Annotated in this window: 16 protein-coding genes; 12 read left to right on the forward strand and 4 right to left on the reverse strand. The window is 53.1% G+C overall.

Features of this window, described 5'->3' with window-relative positions; genetic code table 11:
- Positions 1-152: 152 nt before the first annotated feature.
- From ET810_RS01605 to ET810_RS01615, 3 genes are all read left to right on the forward strand, one after another.
- Positions 153-1487, forward strand: a complete 1335-nt coding sequence (locus ET810_RS01605) for an acyltransferase family protein (protein ID WP_134315961.1) — start codon at positions 153-155, stop codon at positions 1485-1487.
- Between the two features lie 142 nt (positions 1488-1629).
- Positions 1630-2133 carry a polyadenylate-specific 3'-exoribonuclease AS gene (locus tag ET810_RS01610; protein WP_087454285.1) on the forward strand — a complete coding sequence of 168 codons (504 nt, stop codon included), beginning with the start codon at positions 1630-1632 and terminating at the stop codon, positions 2131-2133.
- A 126-nt stretch (positions 2134-2259) separates the two neighbouring features.
- The gene (locus ET810_RS01615; protein ID WP_087454284.1) at positions 2260-3648 is read left to right on the forward strand and encodes a class II 3-deoxy-7-phosphoheptulonate synthase; all 1389 of its coding nucleotides are present in this window, start codon (positions 2260-2262) and stop codon (positions 3646-3648) included.
- Between the two features lie 104 nt (positions 3649-3752).
- Here ET810_RS01615 and ET810_RS01620 read toward each other — a convergent pair whose 3' ends face one another.
- Positions 3753-6032 (reverse strand): PASTA domain-containing protein, encoded by a 2280-nt coding sequence (locus ET810_RS01620; RefSeq protein WP_166740991.1) that lies wholly within the window; start codon positions 6030-6032, stop codon positions 3753-3755.
- A 90-nt stretch (positions 6033-6122) separates the two neighbouring features.
- On the opposite strand from ET810_RS01620, the gene ET810_RS01625 reads away from it, so the two are divergent.
- Entirely contained in the window at positions 6123-6491 is a 369-nt protein-coding gene (locus ET810_RS01625) for an Rv2175c family DNA-binding protein (protein WP_166740992.1), read from the forward strand.
- Here the strand turns inward: ET810_RS01625 and ET810_RS01630 are convergent.
- Both ET810_RS01630 and ET810_RS01635 read right to left on the reverse strand, forming a co-directional pair.
- Complete coding sequence (locus ET810_RS01630; RefSeq protein ID WP_134315993.1) at positions 6488-7963, reverse strand: alpha-(1->6)-mannopyranosyltransferase A; 1476 nt, start codon at positions 7961-7963, stop codon at positions 6488-6490. The genes ET810_RS01625 and ET810_RS01630 overlap by 4 nt on opposite strands.
- A 15-nt stretch (positions 7964-7978) precedes the next feature.
- On the reverse strand, positions 7979-9157 hold the full coding sequence (locus tag ET810_RS01635; protein ID WP_087454281.1) for a polyprenyl synthetase family protein: 1179 nt from the start codon (positions 9155-9157) through the stop codon (positions 7979-7981).
- Between the two features lie 176 nt (positions 9158-9333).
- On the opposite strand from ET810_RS01635, the gene ET810_RS01640 reads away from it, so the two are divergent.
- Positions 9334-10317 (forward strand): methylenetetrahydrofolate reductase, encoded by a 984-nt coding sequence (locus ET810_RS01640; protein WP_087454280.1) that lies wholly within the window; start codon positions 9334-9336, stop codon positions 10315-10317.
- Here ET810_RS01640 and ET810_RS01645 read toward each other — a convergent pair.
- Positions 10314-10922 carry a GNAT family N-acetyltransferase gene (locus tag ET810_RS01645; RefSeq protein WP_087454279.1) on the reverse strand — a complete coding sequence of 203 codons (609 nt, stop codon included), beginning with the start codon at positions 10920-10922 and terminating at the stop codon, positions 10314-10316. The two genes, ET810_RS01640 and ET810_RS01645, sit on opposite strands and share 4 nt — an antisense overlap.
- Before the next feature lie 193 nt (positions 10923-11115).
- Here ET810_RS01645 and ET810_RS01650 point away from each other — a divergent pair, with 193 nt between their 5' ends.
- The 7 genes from ET810_RS01650 (at position 11116) to ET810_RS01680 (ending at position 18636) form a co-directional block, all read left to right on the forward strand.
- A complete protein-coding gene (locus ET810_RS01650) occupies positions 11116-11538 on the forward strand; it encodes an SAV_6107 family HEPN domain-containing protein (protein WP_087454278.1) in 423 nt (140 codons plus the stop codon).
- 136 nt (positions 11539-11674) lie between these two features.
- Positions 11675-12070, forward strand: coding sequence for a DUF3040 domain-containing protein (locus tag ET810_RS01655; RefSeq protein ID WP_087454277.1), 396 nt, complete (start codon positions 11675-11677; stop codon positions 12068-12070).
- 523 nt (positions 12071-12593) lie between these two features.
- Positions 12594-13025, forward strand: a complete 432-nt coding sequence (mraZ, locus tag ET810_RS01660) for a division/cell wall cluster transcriptional repressor MraZ (RefSeq protein WP_087454276.1) — start codon at positions 12594-12596, stop codon at positions 13023-13025.
- Positions 13026-13208: 183 nt separating this feature from the next.
- Positions 13209-14264, forward strand: coding sequence for a 16S rRNA (cytosine(1402)-N(4))-methyltransferase RsmH (gene rsmH, locus ET810_RS01665; RefSeq protein WP_087454275.1), 1056 nt, complete (start codon positions 13209-13211; stop codon positions 14262-14264).
- The gene (ftsL, locus tag ET810_RS01670) at positions 14265-14972 is read left to right on the forward strand and encodes a cell division protein FtsL (protein ID WP_087454274.1); all 708 of its coding nucleotides are present in this window, start codon (positions 14265-14267) and stop codon (positions 14970-14972) included. It begins immediately after the preceding gene.
- Between the two features lie 33 nt (positions 14973-15005).
- Positions 15006-17033: a peptidoglycan D,D-transpeptidase FtsI family protein gene (locus ET810_RS01675; RefSeq protein ID WP_087454273.1), complete on the forward strand. Its 2028-nt coding sequence runs from the start codon at positions 15006-15008 to the stop codon at positions 17031-17033.
- Positions 17034-17124: 91 nt separating this feature from the next.
- Positions 17125-18636, forward strand: coding sequence for a UDP-N-acetylmuramoyl-L-alanyl-D-glutamate--2,6-diaminopimelate ligase (locus tag ET810_RS01680; RefSeq protein ID WP_087454272.1), 1512 nt, complete (start codon positions 17125-17127; stop codon positions 18634-18636).
- The last annotated feature ends 63 nt before the right edge of the window (positions 18637-18699 follow it).

An 18699-nucleotide genomic window follows, 5' to 3' on the forward strand; every position in this document is an offset into this window, starting at 1 on the left:
CAGAGCTCGAACATTCTGCAACAGTGGAATGGGCTCGTTGACAAGCAAAGCATAGGGCGGTCAATTCAAAGACAGTGCAGCCGGTTTTAGGCCGGCGCTTTGCTTTGTATAGCAAGAAAACGAGTAAGGCGACAGCCTGTAGAGGGAGCATAATGGATCGGCGAGTAGTAAAGCCGCGTGTTTTTCGCTTTCCCTCTAGTGTGAGACTCCCTGGAAAAAAGAAGACGCAAGCAAACAAGAGCAAGAACGCTGCCTGCAGAATGCGGGATTTTCGATGCGAGCGCCCTCTCTACAGGTCTAGCGACGTCGTGTCTTTAGAGGAAAAAGCCCACGAAGCTACTCGAATGCACCTTACAGTGGTCACTGAGCCTCAGAAGTCTTTGGCGATCCCGGCAGCAGCACCGCCAGCAACGGTGCCGGCAACAGCTCAGAAGAAACCGCGCATGGCATGGCCCGATGTGGCCAAAGGGTTGTCGATCATCGGGGTGGTGCTGCTCCACATTTGTTTGTCTGTTCCTGATGGGATGTACACGGCGGCGGCGCAGGTAAATGAACTTATTGCGCCTCTTCGGATGCCGTTATTTTTTCTGGTAAGCGGTTTTTTCTCCATCAAAGTATTCCGGTTTAGCTTTGCGGAGCTATTTGTACATCGCCTGTGGTTCCTTTTGGTTCCCTACGTGCTGTGGACTCCACTGGAGTTATTTGCCAAGCGGATAGAGTTTTTTGTGTTTTGGGATGAGCCTCTCCCGGACCAGGACTTCTACGTGGAAGCCTTGTGGACTTCTGAAAATATGTATTGGTTCCTCCACTCCCTGTTCTTCTTTACTATCGCGCTGTGGAGTACAAAGTTCCTGCATCCGTGGTTGCGTTGGTTTATCCCACTCGCCATTATCGTGTGTGCGCCGATAGCTCCGGAAACTCCCATGACAGAAAAAGTCGTGGCGTATCTTCCGTGCTTCTTGATAGGCGCTTATGCACGACCCTTGATTGAGCGCTATGCGGAGAATGCTCTTAAACCCGTAGAGCTTGCAGTGGCGTGCGGGACGCGGCTCTTGAGCCGCGAAATATCGCATGTGTCGGTGTCAGAAGTCTGGGAGCTTTCCCTGCTTACGCTCACGCATCTGTTGTATTTGCCCGCTGCTATCGTATGTGCGGTTCTGCTCTCTAAGGTCTCATTAGTAGGGGAGGGACTGCAGTGGATTGGTCGGCATACATTGGTTATCTATCTGAGCCATCCCATCGTGTTGACTCTGCTCTTCGGATATTTCTTCCGCTATCGCGAGGAGGGGATCGAGCTGTATAGCGATACTCTCCTAGGGTCTTCTGAGGTGTGGGTTTTGCTGTGCATCGGTTTTACGATCGCCGGAGCTGCAGCGATGGAGCTTTTGTCGCGTCTTCCCCTCATTGGGCGTTCCATCGCGCCACGCGGGTTGGTTCCCCGCCAGGCGGGCGTCGCAAAGCAAACACCCGTAGCGGCTAAGACTTAAGCTAGGGGGCGATGCATGGCCGATGCATGGTGGTTTATTACTGTGGTGATTAATTGACAGATAATGTGCGCTGGGGCTTTCTTTGCCTCTGTGAGACGCATGACAAAAAACCGTTGATTTTATCGCAGTGAGGCAAGGTCGGATGAGGTATTTTTATGACACCGAGTTCATTGAAGACGGCCGCAGTATCGAACTTGTCTCGATCGGCATTGTCGATGAGGACGGGCGAGAGTACTATGCAGTGTCTACCGATGCTGATCACTCCAAGGCGGGGAAATGGGTTCGGGAGAATGTGTTAAACAAACTGCCAAATCCTTCGAGTGAACTATGGAAGACTAACGCGCAGATCCGTGATGATATCGTGGAGTTTCTTTTATCCGCAGACTCACATCCTGAGCTGTGGGCGTGGGTAGGCGCGTACGATCACGTGGTACTTGCCCAGCTTTGGGGTGATATGACGGGGCTACCGCGAAAGATCCCCCGTTTTACGCATGAGCTTAAACAATATTGGGAATTCGCCGGACAGCCTGCGTTGCCTAAAGCGCCTGACGGAAACCATGACGCTCTCGTCGATGCGCGGCATAACCTGCAGAAATTCAAGGTGTGCGCGATGCGTCTGCCGATCGATAAGAAGAATCGAGTATAAGCTGGCCTGTTTTTACCCTGTTTTCCACTCTCGACGAAGCGCGATTTCTGCATAAAATGTCCAAGTATAGAATTTTATGTTCCGCCGACGCGCTGATTTTAACGGTGACGTGCTAAACATAAGAGTGTGAGTTGGACAGTAGACATTCCTAAAGACGTTTTGCCAGATCTTCCGCCGTTGCCGGATGGATTGCAACAGCGATTTGAAGACGTCATCGCTCGTGACGCAAAGCAGCAGCCAATTTGGGACACGAAAACCGCCAAGAACGTTCGCAAGATCCTAGAATCGGTGCCCCCTATCGTGGTTGCGCCGGAGGTCCGCGAGCTCAAGAAGTTGCTTGCCGACGTTGCCAACGGCAAAGCCTTCCTACTCCAGGGTGGGGACTGCGCCGAAACGTTTGAGTCCAACACGGAACCGCATATTCGTGCCAACATTAAGACACTTCTGCAGATGGCAGTTGTGCTTACCTACGGTGCCTCCACGCCGGTTATTAAAATGGCTCGTATTGCGGGACAATACGCTAAACCACGCTCATCCAATCTCGATGAGAACGGTCTGCCCAACTACCGCGGGGACATCGTTAACGGGGTGGAAGCGACCGAAGAAGCCCGTAAGCACGATCCCGCACGTATGATCCGCGCTTACGCTAACTCCTCTGCTGCCATGAACTTGGTTCGCGCATTAACCTCATCGGGCACCGCTGATCTGCATCGTTTGACGGGCTGGAATAGGCAGTTCGTTGCCAGTTCTCCTGCTGGAGCGCGCTATGAGGCGTTGGCTCAGGAGATTGAGCGGGGATTGCGTTTTATGAACGCCTGCGGCGTTACGGATAACACGCTGCATTCCGCAGATATTTTCTGTTCCCATGAGGCTCTCGTCGTGGACTATGAGCGTGCCCTGCTGCGCCTGGCGGAAAACGAAGAGGGAGAAACAGAGCTTTACGATCTCTCTGCACATCAACTATGGATCGGCGAGCGTACGCGTGGCATCGAAGACTTCCATGTTAATTTCGCGGCAATGATCGCCAACCCCATCGGCATCAAGATCGGTCCTACCTGTACGCCTGAAGAGGCCGTGGCTTATGCGGATAAGCTGGATCCGAATTTTGAACCGGGTCGCCTCACCATGGTTGCACGTATGGGGCATGACAAAGTTCGTTCCGTCTTGCCGGGCATCGTCCGGGCTGTTGAGGACTCCGGACACAAAGTGATCTGGCAGTCGGACCCGATGCACGGGAATACCTTTACCTCTTCCAACGGCTATAAGACTCGTCACTTTGACAAGGTGATTGATGAGGTTCAAGGTTTCTTTGAGGTTCATCGTGCGCTCGGTACACACCCAGGCGGAATTCACATTGAACTTACTGGTGAAAACGTCACTGAGTGCCTTGGCGGTGCAGAAGACATCACGGATGTGGATCTGCCCGGACGCTATGAGTCTGCCTGCGATCCACGTCTTAACACCCAGCAATCGCTGGAGCTATCCTTCCTCGTCGCAGAGATGCTGCGGAACTAAGAACTGCTGCGCTGGTCGCGCAGTCACAGCTAATATGATCTAAAAATGCCTCGCTTTCTTAGTTAGTGAACTAGCTCAAGAAATCGAGGCATTTTGTTTCCCTACTAGGAACCTATTGTTCGTAGCTTGATCTCGGCTCCAGGGATTTCTCGACCTCCCGTGGGGGATTGCCAATAGACGCGGGAGGAAGGTTTCTTAGCCCCGGTGCCTTTGACCGTAAAACCAGCTTCTTCAAGAATCTTCTTAGCCTCGGAGTATTTCTTTCCCACGACGGAAGGAACGTTGACCTCGCCGGCAAGAACAAGATCCACGGTGGTACGCGCGGGGTCAATGAGACTGCCGGACGGCGGCATGATGGAGGTAATTTCGTCCGCAGAGTTGCCGGATTCCGACTCCGATCGCGTGACACTACTTACTCTGATTCCGGCAGCAGCGAGCTCGCTGGTGGCTTCTTGCTTGGATTTTCCACGCACGTCAGGGATCTCCACGGCCGTTGAGACCCGAAGAGTGGCAGTAGTGCCACGGGGCAGGGTGGTGCCGGCCTCAGGTAGCGTCCCGATGGCATCTCCACCGCGTATTTCTGAGTTAAATTCCTCGGTGATATTCACTTTGAGGCCAAGCTTTTCCAGTTGCTCGCGTGCTGATTGTTCAGACATTTCTGCGACATTGGGAACATTAACAGGGGCGGGACCTCGGGATAGTGCAACGGCTACTTCTGAGCCCACGCGGACTGTGGTTCCCGGTTCTGGTTTTAAGGAAACAACTTTTCCTTCGGGAACGTCATCAGAATATTCTGGCGGTGCCTCTGAATAGGATAAGGAGCGTTCCTCTAAAAGCGAGCGGACTTCCGCAATATCGTGGCTGCTTGGAATAGAAGGGACGGTGGGCTTTCCTTGGGATACCAAAAGGGTAATCTCGTTGCCTTTTACTGCTCGATGTCCGATCTCTGGTACGGCTCCCGCGACTAAATCAGCTGGAATATCATCGCTATAGACGGGGGACGTGGTTGTGCTAAAGCCCGCATCCTGAGCTAACGCAGTTGCCTCTATCTGGCTCATTCCGAGTACCTGAGGAACTTCTCCGTATCGTCCGGAGCCAAACCACCAACCACCGACTGCCACGGATGCCGTTACTACAAGGACAAGGACAAGCCAAATGATAAAACTTGCCTTTGACCTGTTAGTTATTGGAGGTTCCGCGGGCGGTTCTTCTCCTGGCACTGGGGGAATAGCCTCAGGAACAGCAGGCGCTGCTGCAGCATAGGGATCGGGCGCCATACTGGGGGTGGGGCGCGCAGCTTCGACTATTCCTTCGTGGGGAAAGATCTGAGTCTCTGCGGCAGCTTCTGTCGCCGGGAAGACGGATGTTTCCTGCGTGGTCGGGTACTGCGAGTGCGGGAACAATCCTTGGTCCGGGGCATCGTCGATGAGCTCAGTTGCATCCCTGGGAATATCTGTGGTGAGTAGATCCGTAGCGCTGAGTGCCCCGTTGATATTTTCGGAGGCGCGGTGGGCTGCGGCGTTAGCGGGGACGGGAACTTTGAAAGCTGGAAGCTGGAGTTCAGCAGTAACGTCATCGAGTGCCGTGAGGAACTCGTCGGCATCGGTAAAGCGATCGTGCGGGCTTAGCGTGGTGGCTGAGGCGACGAGGGCGTCGAAAAGCGGGGGAATGCCGTCAATGACGTCGCTTGGCGCGGGGACCGTGCGATCGAGACGTGAATACGCGTGGGCGATTTGCGTGTCGCCGCTAAACGGCGTGGTGCCAGTAAGTAATTCGTAGAGCAAAATACCGGCCGAATATACATCGCTGGCGGGGCCAATATCGTCACCAGAAACTTGTTCAGGGGATAAGTAGGAGACCGTGCCGATAATGCTTGCAGAGGTTGCTTGGCTTGCCGACGCAGCCCGGACAAGTCCAAAGTCTGCAAGTTTTACCTGATGATCGCCATTGATAAGAACGTTGTCGGGTTTGATATCCCGGTGCACCATTCCTGCTTTGTGCGCAACGGACAAACCGGTAAGAACAGAGTGCATAACGGCTGCCGCTGCATGAGCAGGCATGGGGCCGCGTTCTGCAAGCAGCTCACGCAGAGTGCCACCTGTTATGAGCTCCATGATCAAAAAGACTTGATCGCCATCGGAGGAGAAATCGTATACTCCCACTAAGCATGGGTGGGAAAGCTGTGCCATAGAGCGCGCTTCACGCTGGAAGCGCTGGCGAAATACAGGATCGTCGATATACCGGGCATCCATCACTTTTGCAGCGACGTGGCGCTCCAAACGTAGGTCTAAACAGCGATAAACTGTGGACATGCCGCCGCGCGCGATGGGGGCCTCAATGCGGTATCGATTCTCCAGAACATCGCCTACTATCAACTCTGCCATGATAAACAGTATGGACGACGTGTACCTGCCTTTGCTAACTCGCCGCACTATTTATCGCGCAGTTCCAGCAGACAAGCTAGATTAACAAGGGTGAGTAACAACAACGTGTCACGTAGCGCCTTGCCAGACAACGAGCCCCTTCTTACCGTCCCCGATTATGCGGAACGTTTGGGACTACCTGTAACCAGAGTTTTTGATCTTCTCGGTGAGCACAAACTCATCGGTGTTTATGACAACGGTGTGCGCAAGATTCCCGAAGCTTTCCTCTCTGTGAAAGGAACCACTAATAAGTTTGTTCCTGGAGTCATTGCGTTGCTTTCCGACGGCGGCTTTACCGACGAGGAGATCTTCCAGTACCTGTTCACAGAGGATGAAACCTTGCCAGGGCGGCCTGTCGACGCCCTTCACGGACACCTTGCCCGTGAAGTCATGCGTCGCGCACAGGCAGCGGCATTTTAGACGGCCTTAGCACTCAGAGCGTCGTCGTCAACGGCGGCCTCAAAAATTGAGCGGGTCATCCACCAGCCTGCGATTACCGTGGCTACCATCCACACCGGATTGTACAGCTGGTGGTTTCCGCTTCCTGTGAATGCCATTGCTACAACGATAGAACCTCCCACGGTTATTTTCTTTAACCACAGCGGCGGCGTGAACGTACCGATGAGGGAAAGCACGCTTGCGTAGTACCAGGGGAGGGTTACTGCGTTGAAAAAGAATGCGACGGCGTATGCGGAGGCTGTGCCACGGATGGCATCGCGGTGAGTTTTCCGGAAAACCCACCAGCAGATTACAAGCCCCAGGGCCATGAGAATCATGGAGAGTACGCGTAACACACCCACAACAGCGTTGAAGGGGAACGGGTCAATCCACAGGCTTCCCACGCTAGAAATCGCAGTGGCTACGAGGGAGGGAAAGGCGAGCGGGTTAATAACCTTGGTGTTGCCGCTCAGTGCCGCAATCCAACCCCAGGAAGCCCCTGAGGCCCAGGTTACCGCGGCTAAGACGGCGAGAGTCTCTAGTGCACCGACGATTCCAGCTGCGAGGAAAACGCGCGTTTTTGTTTTCCATGAGCCCGGAACATGAGCAACAGCTATCCAGACCACGAAGGGAAGCGCGAGTGCGGCAGTCGCCTTCAAGGACATAGCAATTGCGATGATAGCGATGGCACAGAGATAATTCATTACTGATTTACGCAGTGCCAGCACTAAGCCGATGCTGACCAAGCCCACCATGATTGCCTCATTGTGCATACCCCCGATGAGATGAAAAACCATCACTGGGCTAGCTACTCCCAACCATTGCGTCATTGCAGGATTACTGCCCAGGGCGAGAGCTATTTTAGGAATAGCCCACATGATCCCCATAAAACCGAGGATCGACAGCGCTTTAAAACAAAAAATCCCGTAAGCGATGTGATTGCCGCATAGCCGCACTATGCCTTCACTAATCCATAAATGGAGTGGACCATAAGGAGTGGTGGTGTTTCGCCAATCGTGCGAGACCTCGTAAAGGATAGGGCTGGGGTTGGCGGATGCTCCTTGGGTATAGGCGTCGAAGCCGTCGCGAAGCAGCGTGCCTTGCATCAAATAGGAATAGATGTCCCGAGACATGATGGGGGCGGCAAGTGCAAGGGGAATAATCCACAAAGACAGCGTTCGGGTTACTTCCTGGACTGTCGCATGGCCCGCGACGACGCGTCGTCCGAGTAGGAACCACGCCACGACAAAGAGCGCAGAGCCGATCCACAGCGTGATATTGGAAAAACCAGCGCCGTGGCCATAAGACAAAAATTCCAGGTTGAGGATGTCCAACAGCCCGCCGCGGTTTCGGATGGCGCCGCCGCCAAAAGAACCTAGAGTGATTAAGACCGTGGCTATCAGGCCTGTTCGGACTGGGGAAAGCGAATAGAGCTTTGTTAACACAAGAGTCATTGTTGTCACGCAGAATTACATTGAGCGGGCTGTGGCTTTATGAGCCAAAGATACGAGTATGTTGCGTGCGTCGTCACTGATATCTGCAGTACAAAGGTGAGAAATTCCCCGTTCTGCGAGCTCGTCAATGCGCTTTTCCACGCCAGCTTCTGCGCCAGTTTGCCGAATCGTATCGGCCAAACGCGCAATATCATGTGGCTCGGTAACCGTTCCTACGCCTTTTCGGATGGCTTCCACGGCATCTGCGTTATCCGTGGCATGCGCAAGCTCTAGAGCCTTGGCCACGAGAACAGTGCGCTTGCCCTCGCGCAGGTCATCGCCTGCTGGTTTCCCCGTGACCTCGGGGTTACCAAATACACCGAGTAGATCGTCGCGAAGCTGGTATGCCACGCCGATGTCTCTTCCGTAATCGCGGAGTGCACGCACAATATTTTCATCGGCACCGGCTATAGCAGCGCCGATGTGTAATGGGCGTTCAATCGTATAGGCCGCAGTTTTAAAGCGATTGACGTTTTCTGCAAGTTCGATGCTTTCGCTTCCCGCAGACTCTAGGAAGACATCCAGGAGCTGTCCGCCAATAACTTCTGTGCGCATACCTCGCCAGGCATTAGAAGTCCTGGCGATAGCTGCATCGCTTAGCCCAGAAGTCCTAAACATATCGTCTGCCCAAGCAAAAGCAAGATCGCCAAGCAAGATTGCAATCGACTCGCCGAAGTGCGCAGAGTCGCCATTCCAAGCGCTATCCCTATGACGAGCCTCCGCGGTTCGGTGAACAGTCGGCCGTCCGCGACGCGAATCGGAGGCATCGATGATGTCGTCGTGGATTAAAGCGCAGGCCTGGATGAGTTCGAGAGAGCTTATCGACGCCAATACGGCTTCCGGATCTTCTGCGCCTTCCAGTCCGTTACCCGCCAAAAAACCGGCCCATGCATAGCTCGGGCGAATCCGCTTGCCGCCGCCTAAGACAAAATCTTCCAGATAAGTCACCACGCGAGATACTGGCTCGCCGATGACGGAGATTTTGTGGGAGCGTCCTTGGAAAAATTCGCGCAGTTTTTGTCCCACAGCCGGTTCGATTTCGGAGAAAGTTAAGGAACGTGCATCGAATTGAGGAGACGGAGTGGAACGAGACACTGTAGCGGGATCCTTTTCTCTTACAGGAGATGCGGCGTGCGCGTCTCGGAAGTGGTGCATATATATCGCTCAAGCCTATATCTAAGTGGCACATCTGCTGGCGCGCCACTAGGAAAGTCGAGAACAAGGGGATATCCGAATGTACCCCTCACCTTGTACACAAAGAGTGAATAAAACAGGTCGATGTACCCTCGAAACGCGAAGATTTTGTTTCTCACCCTTTAAGATACCGAGTCATGTCTGCTTCGCATATCCCCGCTGCCTATCAGCGTTCCATCACTGAGGTACTTAAGATGCCTAGTCCTGGTCGGGTCCCATTTTCTGTGGAGTTTATGCCACCTCGGGATACATCGGCGGAACAAAGACTGTGGAAAGCAGCTGAGGCATTCCATGATTTAGGAACAGCTTTTGTCTCCGTAACCTACGGGGCCGGTGGGTCGAGCAGGGAACGCACGATGCGCGTAGCCCATAAGCTATCCAAGCTTCCGCTTACAACGCTCGTTCACTTAACCCTGGTGGAGCATACAGAAGCCGAATTGGTAGAGATTCTGGATGATTATGCTGCGCATGGCCTGTCCAACCTTCTTGCGCTCAGAGGTGATCCTCCCGGAACTAATCCCATGGCGGAGTGGGTTGCCACTCCCGGAGGCCTGGAATATGCCAGTGAACTCATTGAGCTCACCAAGAAGAACCCGAAAACATCACATTTTCAAGTGGGCATTGCGAGTTTCCCGGAAGGTCATTATCGAGCGCCGTCGTTGGACGCAGATACAGAGTTCACGTTGCAGAAACTGCGCGCCGGGGCTGACTTTTCCATCACCCAGATGTTCTTTGACATCGAGCATTTTCTTCGGCTCCGTGATCGCCTAGCCAAAGCGGACCCTGAGCATGGTTGCAAACCTATTATTCCTGGCCTTATGCCGATAACAAGTATTCGTTCTGTTCGACGGCAGATGGAGCTAGCCGGTGCTTCTTTGCCACGCGAGCTGGAAAAACAGCTTCTCGACGCCGCCAAGAGGGATGAAGAATCCCATAAAGAAGACATACGTAAAGTTGGGATCGAGCTGACAACTCAGATGGCGGAGAAACTTATTGCTGAGGGAGTGCCTGACATTCACTTCATGACGATGAACTATGTGCGGGCTACCCAGGAAGTCCTACATAACTTAGGTATGGCTCCTGCGTGGGGAACCGATCATGGGCATGACGCAGTGCGTTAACCGACGTTGAGCACTTTGTGCTCTTTGCCGAGCTCTGCCCGGAGGATGGCAAAAGCCCTGGAGTCGCCTTGAAAATAAAAGTCGCGTAGTAAGTCGTAGAAACCGTGGCGTCGATAAAGCGAAAAAGCTGCGTTTGACTCGTTGGGTACTTCCGGCGTGGAGAGCAAAACTGTTGTTGACTGCGCGTTACGGAGCAACGACGAGAGTAATTTATGGCCAATGCCCTGGCCCTGAGCTGTGGGGGACACATGGATCTCCGCGAGCTCAAAATAGTGATCGGGCATGGATGCGCTCGTTCCTGAGACGGTTGCCTTGGCGTTTCTAATCCCTCGGCGAACTTGTCGATTCCACCAGTGCTCGCGCCTGCCGAGAAAACCATAGGCGACTCCGGCTATGCCATCGCCATAAGTATAGGAATGGCCCTCATCCGATTCGACTGCGCATACGGCAGTGAACCCGGATTCCATCACGGCTCGTCGCCACACAGAGATTCTGGAGTGGCGGAGAGTCGGGTTATACCCCATCGCATCGATATAAAGATCGACAAAGTCGGGGCAATGGAATGCAAAGGCTGTACTCGAAAGACTCTGAATGGAAATGGACACAATGTTATGGAATCACTTTTTTGCGGTGAGCGTGAGGAGTTTTCGGGAAAAGTTGTCAAATACTCACCCTAGCTTTTAATCGAACACCAGTACTATAATGGGTGGTGAGTGTTGAACATGCTGGATAGTATTCTCTCAGCTTGAACGTAAAGGACTATGGCCTGCGGATACCGATGGGAAAGGGGAAGGAATCATGTCGAATGTCGTATCGGCTACTACGCGTTTTGTGCAGCGTGCCGGGGGAGCGCAGCGGCTGCTTGACGGGGCCCATATTCATCTGGTGCAGGCCGGTGAGCTATCCCACCAAGGTGACATGTGCTCTGCATTGGAATATGCATATCGTGCGGCGTTGAGGGCTGCGGGGGCGCGGGTTGCTATGTCTCCAATAGCGACTCGCAAGCGTAAGCCAACTAGCGCGATTGAGCAATTGCGCTTGGTGGGGGCAGCAGAAAGCATGTGGGCGGACAAGATCGCTGGTTATTCACGGTTGCGCTCGCGAGTCTCTACTGGTTTGGAAACGGAAGTTTCGGCGCAAACCGTTCGGGGGCTTATATCTATTGTTTCAGATTTCCTGGACGATATTGAGTGTGCTCATGGTGGTCCTGTAGTGGCCTGACCTGCTATTTTTCAAGGTCTCCCTGTGTGGTTTTGAATTAGCTGGGAAAAACCTAATCTGGAGGGAACTTTCCTACTAGTGTTGGCGTTAGCATAAGTAGCTAGTTAAAAAGCAAAACGTCCCTTGGGAGGTCGAAGTGTCACTTTCAGAGCAGGAGCAGCGTGCGCTGCGAGAGATTGAACGCTCTTTATTGGCGGAAGACCCCAAGTTTGGCGCTTCTATAAGGGATGCGGGCTTGGTGCCTTCCGGCGGAATGGTTACCCTTCGGGGAATTGCGATCATTGCTATCGGATTGGTAATGCTCATTGGGGGCGTTGCGCTGAGCCAGCAAACACTACTGTTTGTGCTCCTTGCTATCGCTGGTTTTATCGTGATGCTTGGCGGTGCGATATGGATGCTTCGTGCGCCTTCTGGTGGGAAGGTCTCGTCTTTTGGGGCGACTCGCTCCTCGGGAAAGTCGAACCGCTCTTCACGCTCCGACGGAATCGGCAATCGCATGGAGGAAAATTTCCGTCGTCGATTTGAGCAATAGTTTTTTTAAAAAAGACAGTCGGTCACCCTCGGGTGGCCGACTTTTTTTCTGTGTGGGGCTCGTTGTCTGCGGCTTATGTATAGTCTCCCAAGGTTCCCCACTTTCCCCCACCTTTTCAGATGTGTCTGTCATTCCCCGTGGAAATATTGTGAAGAAGTGGGCATGTGGCGTTGCTGGCTACATTTTTTAAACGTGGATAAAAGTCGGCATTTCACCTTGTTGTGGTGATTATTTATCGTTTTTTCTAGCGTGTCACTGTGTCAAGGATGGGGTGTTGTGATTTGTGAAAAGGGGGAGAACTGGTGTGATTATTGGGTGTGTTGTGAAAAATTCTCCACTTTTATATCAGCTGGTAGAAGCCGATATTTTCACGTTTCCCAAGGTAAAAACGCAGTGATGCCTGTTGTCAGTGGGGGAAAGTGGGGTAAGGTGGTTTGCAGTGACGGGATAGTGGTTATTCTGCTACCCCGGAACTGGCAAAGACGTTGAGGCTTGCGTTATCGGGAAGGCAGGTGCCTAGCCAATGTTTCTTGGCACCTATACGCCGAAACTTGACGACAAAGGCCGTCTGACGCTTCCTGCAAAATTTCGAGATGAACTTGCCGGTGGCCTGATGGTTACCAAAGGGCAGGATCATTCGCTATCGGTCTATCCGCGTGAAGAGTTTGCAGCTCGTGCGCGTAAGGCCGCCGCGATCTCTAGGGCAAATCCTGAGGCGCGTGCGTTTATTCGAAATTTAGCTGCGAGTGCTGATGAACAACGTCCGGATGGGCAAGGTCGCATTACCCTCTCAGCCGCACATAGGGACTATGCAGGGCTGACAAAGCAATGCGTAGTGATCGGCTCCGTGGATTTCTTGGAGATCTGGGATGCCGAGGCTTGGGAGGCGTACCAAGCGGAAACTGAAGCCGCATTCTCCTCTGCTGAGGGCGACTTCTTAGGCGGTCTGTTATAGGTCAGATAACTACATATCGTATGGCGTGCGGAGTGTACGTACGAACTCTGCTCGAAGTGAAACTCTGGTGTACTTCCCCGATATCAGAGTGGGTTCTTCGTGCAGGGCTCTGTGTACACCCCGCTTTTAATTAACGTGCCGCTGAAGGGCGACGCATAGTTCTACTGAAAGGGGGACTTCATAGTGACCAGTGGTAGAGATTCTGCGTGGAACTACGATATTCGTGATAATCACGGGCACGTCCCCGTGCTCAGGGAACGCATGGCGGAATTGATCGCTGCTCCAGTGACCGCGATGGGGACATCCGCAGTCATTGTGGACGGGACTCTCGGCGCTGGTGGACATTCCGCCTTCTTCCTGGAAACTTTCCCAGAAGCCTGCGTTATTGGGTTGGACCGTGATCTTCATTCACTGGCTAACGCTCGGGAAAGACTAGCGGTTTATGGCGATCGCTTTCTAGGTATCCATACCCGCTTTGATCATTTCCTTCCTAAGTTGCAACAGAGTGCGGAGGAAGGCAATGAGATTGCGCAGAAAGCAATGCGCCACGGTATCAGCGGAGCACTGTTCGATCTTGGGGTTTCTTCAATGCAACTCGATCAAGCAGAGCGCGGATTTGCGTATCGGGTAGATGCGCCGCTTGATATGCGAATGGATGATTCCAAGGGGATCACTGCGGCGGATGTTCTCAACACATATGCGCATGGTGATTTAGCCAGGATCTTGAAAGTCTACGGCGAGGAGCGTTTCGCCGGAAAGATCGCGAGTGCCGTGGTAAAAGAACGCGAAAAAGCGCCTTTTACGCACTCTGGCCGGCTAGTAGAGCTGCTTTACGCTACTATCCCCGCTGCTACTCGACGAACCGGCGGACACCCAGCCAAAAGAACATTCCAGGCTCTGCGCATCGAAGTCAACAAAGAGCTGGAATCAATAGAGAATGTTCTTCCTGTGATAACAGGCCATTTGGCTAAAGGCGGCCGAGCGGTGTTCATGTCCTATCAGTCTTTGGAAGACAAGATCGTGAAACGCTACTTCGTGGACATTAGTACTTCTAAGTCTCCGCCAGGACTTCCTGTGGATCTCCCCGGGATGGAAGCGGGATTCAAAGTAGTAACACGAGGCGCAGAAAAGGCAAATGAACAAGAAATCGCAGAGAATCCTCGAGCCGCATCGGTGAGAGTCCGAGCGATTGAGGCACTTAAAGAACCAACCACAGCCAATCAGCACCTGGAGCAATAGATGACGATGACGGAAGGCACACGCCGAGAGTCAAGCTACCGGTCCCGTGACTTAAGCTCCGGAACCGCTACTGCGTTGCTAGATTCTCCAAGCAGGACTGCACGCCCCAGCTATCATGCGCTGTCAAAATCCCGGCGCAGGTTCCAACATGTGCCAGGCTCCCAGCAGGTTATTTCCTATCGGGGGCGGCGCATCGAGCGTCCCAAAGTCGATAAGGGGCGGGTGCGTTTTGTTGCTGGTATTTTGTTGCTGATGATCGCAGGAGTTGCCGTGACACTAGTTTTGTCAGGCTTGTCGACCAAACAAACCTTTGCTATCCAGCAGCTACAGAATCAAGAAACCACCCTAAAAAATCAGATTGAGACCCTCAATCGGGATGTAGAAAACGCGTCTTCTTCTGCAGAGATCGCGCGTAAGGCTAGTGCCATGGGGCTTGTAGTCCCTGATGCTGCAGGTGTTCTTGCGCACGATGACCACGGAAACCCAGTGGTTCAGCGGGAGGCTAATGATGCAACGCATCCTCTCGTGGACATCAACGGCGACAAGATTTCTCCTTCTGCATCCAGCGATCCTGCCAAAACGAATGAAGTAGCGGGTAGCCTTAATGCTGTTCCGCAATCCGGTCCCGCAGTGAGTGCTAACACGGGTACAAATACTGGTGCCAATGGGTCTACGGTTGCTCCTTATGCAGCAACCGCAGGTCGGTAGAGGAAGTTTCACCAGGTTAGGTGGCAATAGCGAGTGAATCGATCTAATTCGGATAATGTCCCGAAGAGACAAGAATGGGCTTCTCGGGATACTTCGCGTCGCCGCAACGATAGCTTTAGGTATCGGCGTGAACAAGATCTCGGTCTTAAAAGGACCGTCAACACAAGTGCCGTCGCGGTGGACAAGGATAAGCAGCTACTCTTCCGGCTCCGTGGAGTGATGGCGCTTGCCATTATCATGATTGTTCTCTTAGTTGCGCGCCTAGCGTGGGTTCAACTCGTGTGGGGACCAGAGCTTTCACATCGCGCAGAAGCGCAGCGTTCGCGTACCTATATAGATAGTGCGCGCCGTGGCGAAATTCTAGATCGCGCAGGCAACCGTATTGCCTATACGATGCAGGCTCGTTCTTTGACTGCTTCTCCTAAACTATTGCGAAAAGAATTGCGTTATACGGCGCAGCTTAAACTGCAAAATAGCGGCGAGTATGCCAAGCTCGACAGCAGCGCCAGGGAGAAGCGTATCGACGAAGTGGTGGATGATATTCTGAACGATTATGCCGATCAGATTCTCACCATCATCAGTGACGCGAGCGCTACGACGTTGGAAGTGAAGTCCGAACAGATTCTGAAGAAGCTGAAGGCCGATACTAATTACGAGGTTCTCGTGCGCAACGTGGACCCCGATATTGCTGAGGAGATCTCCCAGAATTTCCATGGCATTGCCGCAGACATGCAGCAGATTAGACAATACCCCAACGGGGCTGTCGCAGAGAACATAGTGGGGAAGATTAGCCAAGATGGCCAAGGCCAGTTTGGTTTTGAGGCAGCTAATGATTCTTTGCTCTCTGGTATTGATGGGCAAAAAACGCTTGATGTTTCTGCTAATGGTCAGATCATTCCCGGCACAACCCGCGATGAGGTTCCTGCCACGGACGGGGCTTCCATCACCTTGACATTGGATCTGAACTTGCAGGCCTATGTTCAGCAACAGCTAGAACAAGCCGTAGCTAACTCAGGCGCGAAATCTGCCTCTGCAGTGGTCTTGGACTCTGAAACCGGCAAGATCATGTCGATGGCTAATTCCGGCACAATAAATCCAAATGGAGATATTGAAAAGCAGCTCAAAAACGGAAAAGTCTTTGATAACACTGCGGTATCTGCTCCCTTTGAACCGGGTTCGGTTGCAAAGATCATTACTGCAGCCGGTGTGATAGAAGACGGAAAGACCACCCCTGACGAGGTGCTTCAAGTTCCCGGAAGTATCAAGATGTCTGGCGTGACGGTTAAAGACGCCTGGGACCACGGAACGGTTGGATATACCACCACAGGCGTGTTTGGAAAATCATCCAACGTGGGCACCTTGATGCTGGCGCAACGTCTTGGTGAAGAACGTTTTAATGATCTCCTCCATAAGTTTGGCGTGGGGCATACGACGGGCGTGGAGTTGCCTTCAGAATCTGCTGGACTTTTGCCAGATATTTTGCAGTGGTCCGGTGGTACCTTTGCCAACCTTCCCATCGGCCAAGGAATGTCCTTGACTCTGCTGCAGATGGCAGGGATCTATCAAGCAATGGCAAACAAGGGCGAGCGCATCGAGCCACGAATCGTGGAAAAAGTCGTTGACTCAACGGGATCCGAAATAGCTCAGCCTGAGCCAAACAAGACGCGAGTGGTATCAGCGGATACTGCGCGAACAGTCGTGGATATGTTTAGGGCCGTTATCCAGAAAGATCCCACAGGCGTCCAATCGGGTACTGGAGTTGGCGCAGGCGTGGAGGGCTATCAAGTATCGGGTAAGACCGGTACCGCGCAGCAAGTTGATCCCAATACTGGTGCATACTCAAACTCCAATTATTGGATTACGTTTGCGGGCATAGCACCGGCTGATAATCCTCGCTATGTGATCGCGCTGATGCTTGATAAGCCACTGCGTGGAGTTCACGGCGAAGGCGGGCAGTCGGCGGCTCCTTTGTTCCACGATATTGCGTCGTGGTTGCTTGATCGCGATAACGTTCCTCTGTCACGACCAATGGAAGGCCAATTGGTTTTACAGGCTCATTAGTTTTGTGAATATTTCGGCTAAAGCAGGGATTCATGAAAGACTTATCGTTTGTCGTTAAATGCGTTAGTGATCTTGGTAGGGAAGGAAGCGTATGAGCGGAAAAGAGCGTGCCTTGGTAACGCTGGGTTCTCTGGCAGCGTTGACATGTGGTGAACTCCACGGTGACAAGGACATTGTCATTGAGGAGATCAGTCTTGACTCCCAGGAACTTCCTCAAGGAGGTCTCTTCGCCGCACTTCCGGGTACCCGCAGCCATGGTGCTGTTTATGCTCAAGGAACACAAGCAGCTGCGATTTTGACGGATGCTGCTGGTGCGGCGATTTTGCAGGAGAGCGGAGATACCCGCCCGCGGCTGTTAGTCGAGAATGTTCGGGACATCCTTGGCGCAGTCAGCGCTGAGATCTATGGACACCCTTCAGAGTCGCTGCAAGTCATTGGAATTACTGGCACCAGTGGCAAAACAACAACGAGCTATATGCTTGAAGCCGGTCTGATTAACGCTGGAAAATCAGTAGGGCTCATCGGCACGACCGGGACTCGAATCAATGGGGCGAAGATCCCCACCAAGCTCACTACTCCTGAAGCGCCGATGCTACAAAAGCTATTTGCTCAGATGCTTGACCAGGGCGTAACCCATGTAGTGATGGAAGTATCCAGCCACGCCTTGTCTCTGGGTCGGGTGTCGGCTACGCATTTCGCTGCAGCTGGATTTACCAATCTTTCCCAAGATCATCTGGACTTCCATCCGACGATGGACGAGTACTTTGAGGCGAAAGCATTGCTGTTTGATCCAGCCTCTGCTGTGCACACAAACAAGGCAGTCGTGTGTATAGACGACCCATGGGGTCTGCAGATGCTAGAACGAAGCGGAGCGGATGCTCTATCGGTGTCTACGACTTCGGAAGCACAAGCAGATTTTGCTGTCTCGGGTCTTACCGTGGATGCCGCTGGTGGCCAGCGTTTTGTGGTGACGCATGGAGAGTGGAACATCGACGTTGATCTGCCTATTCCAGGGGTTTTTAACGTAGCTAATGCAGCGCTTGCAGTAGGTTTGGCCAGCAGCATCGGCATCGACCTTGATCGCTTTGTCGCAGGGCTCACGGCGGTAAGTGTCCCTGGGCGTATGGAGCGGGTTAACCGAGGCCAGGATTTCTTGGCGATCGTAGATTATGCGCACAAACCTGCGGCAGTGGCTGCGGTATTGGACGCGGTTCGTCGTCAAGCAGCCGGGCGCGTGGCGATAGTCGTGGGCGCTGGCGGCGATCGAGATAAAGGTAAGCGCTCAATCATGGGGGAGGAGTCCGCCCGCAGAGCCGATTTAGTGATTGTTACTGACGATAATCCGCGTTCGGAAGATCCTGCACTGATTCGGGAAGCCGTTCTGCGTGGTGCCCGTGAAGCCGCGACGACTGCGGAAATCCGTGAGGTAGGAGATCGTCGAGAAGCTATAAAGCAAGCTGTGGCGTGGGCAAAGCCCACCGATGCCGTCATTATTGCGGGCAAAGGCCATGAGGTAGGACAGCTCATCCAGGGAGTAAATCATCACTTTGATGACCGGGAAGAGCTGGCCGCCGCGCTCGAAGAGATAAGAAATAACAGCTAGCGCGCGAACTCATCCTGCTGATGGTCTAACCTGCGGCAGGCGTTAACCAGAGAGTCGAAGTAC

This window comes from Corynebacterium silvaticum (assembly GCF_004382825.2).
Classification (GTDB): Bacteria; Actinomycetota; Actinomycetes; order Mycobacteriales; family Mycobacteriaceae; genus Corynebacterium; species Corynebacterium silvaticum.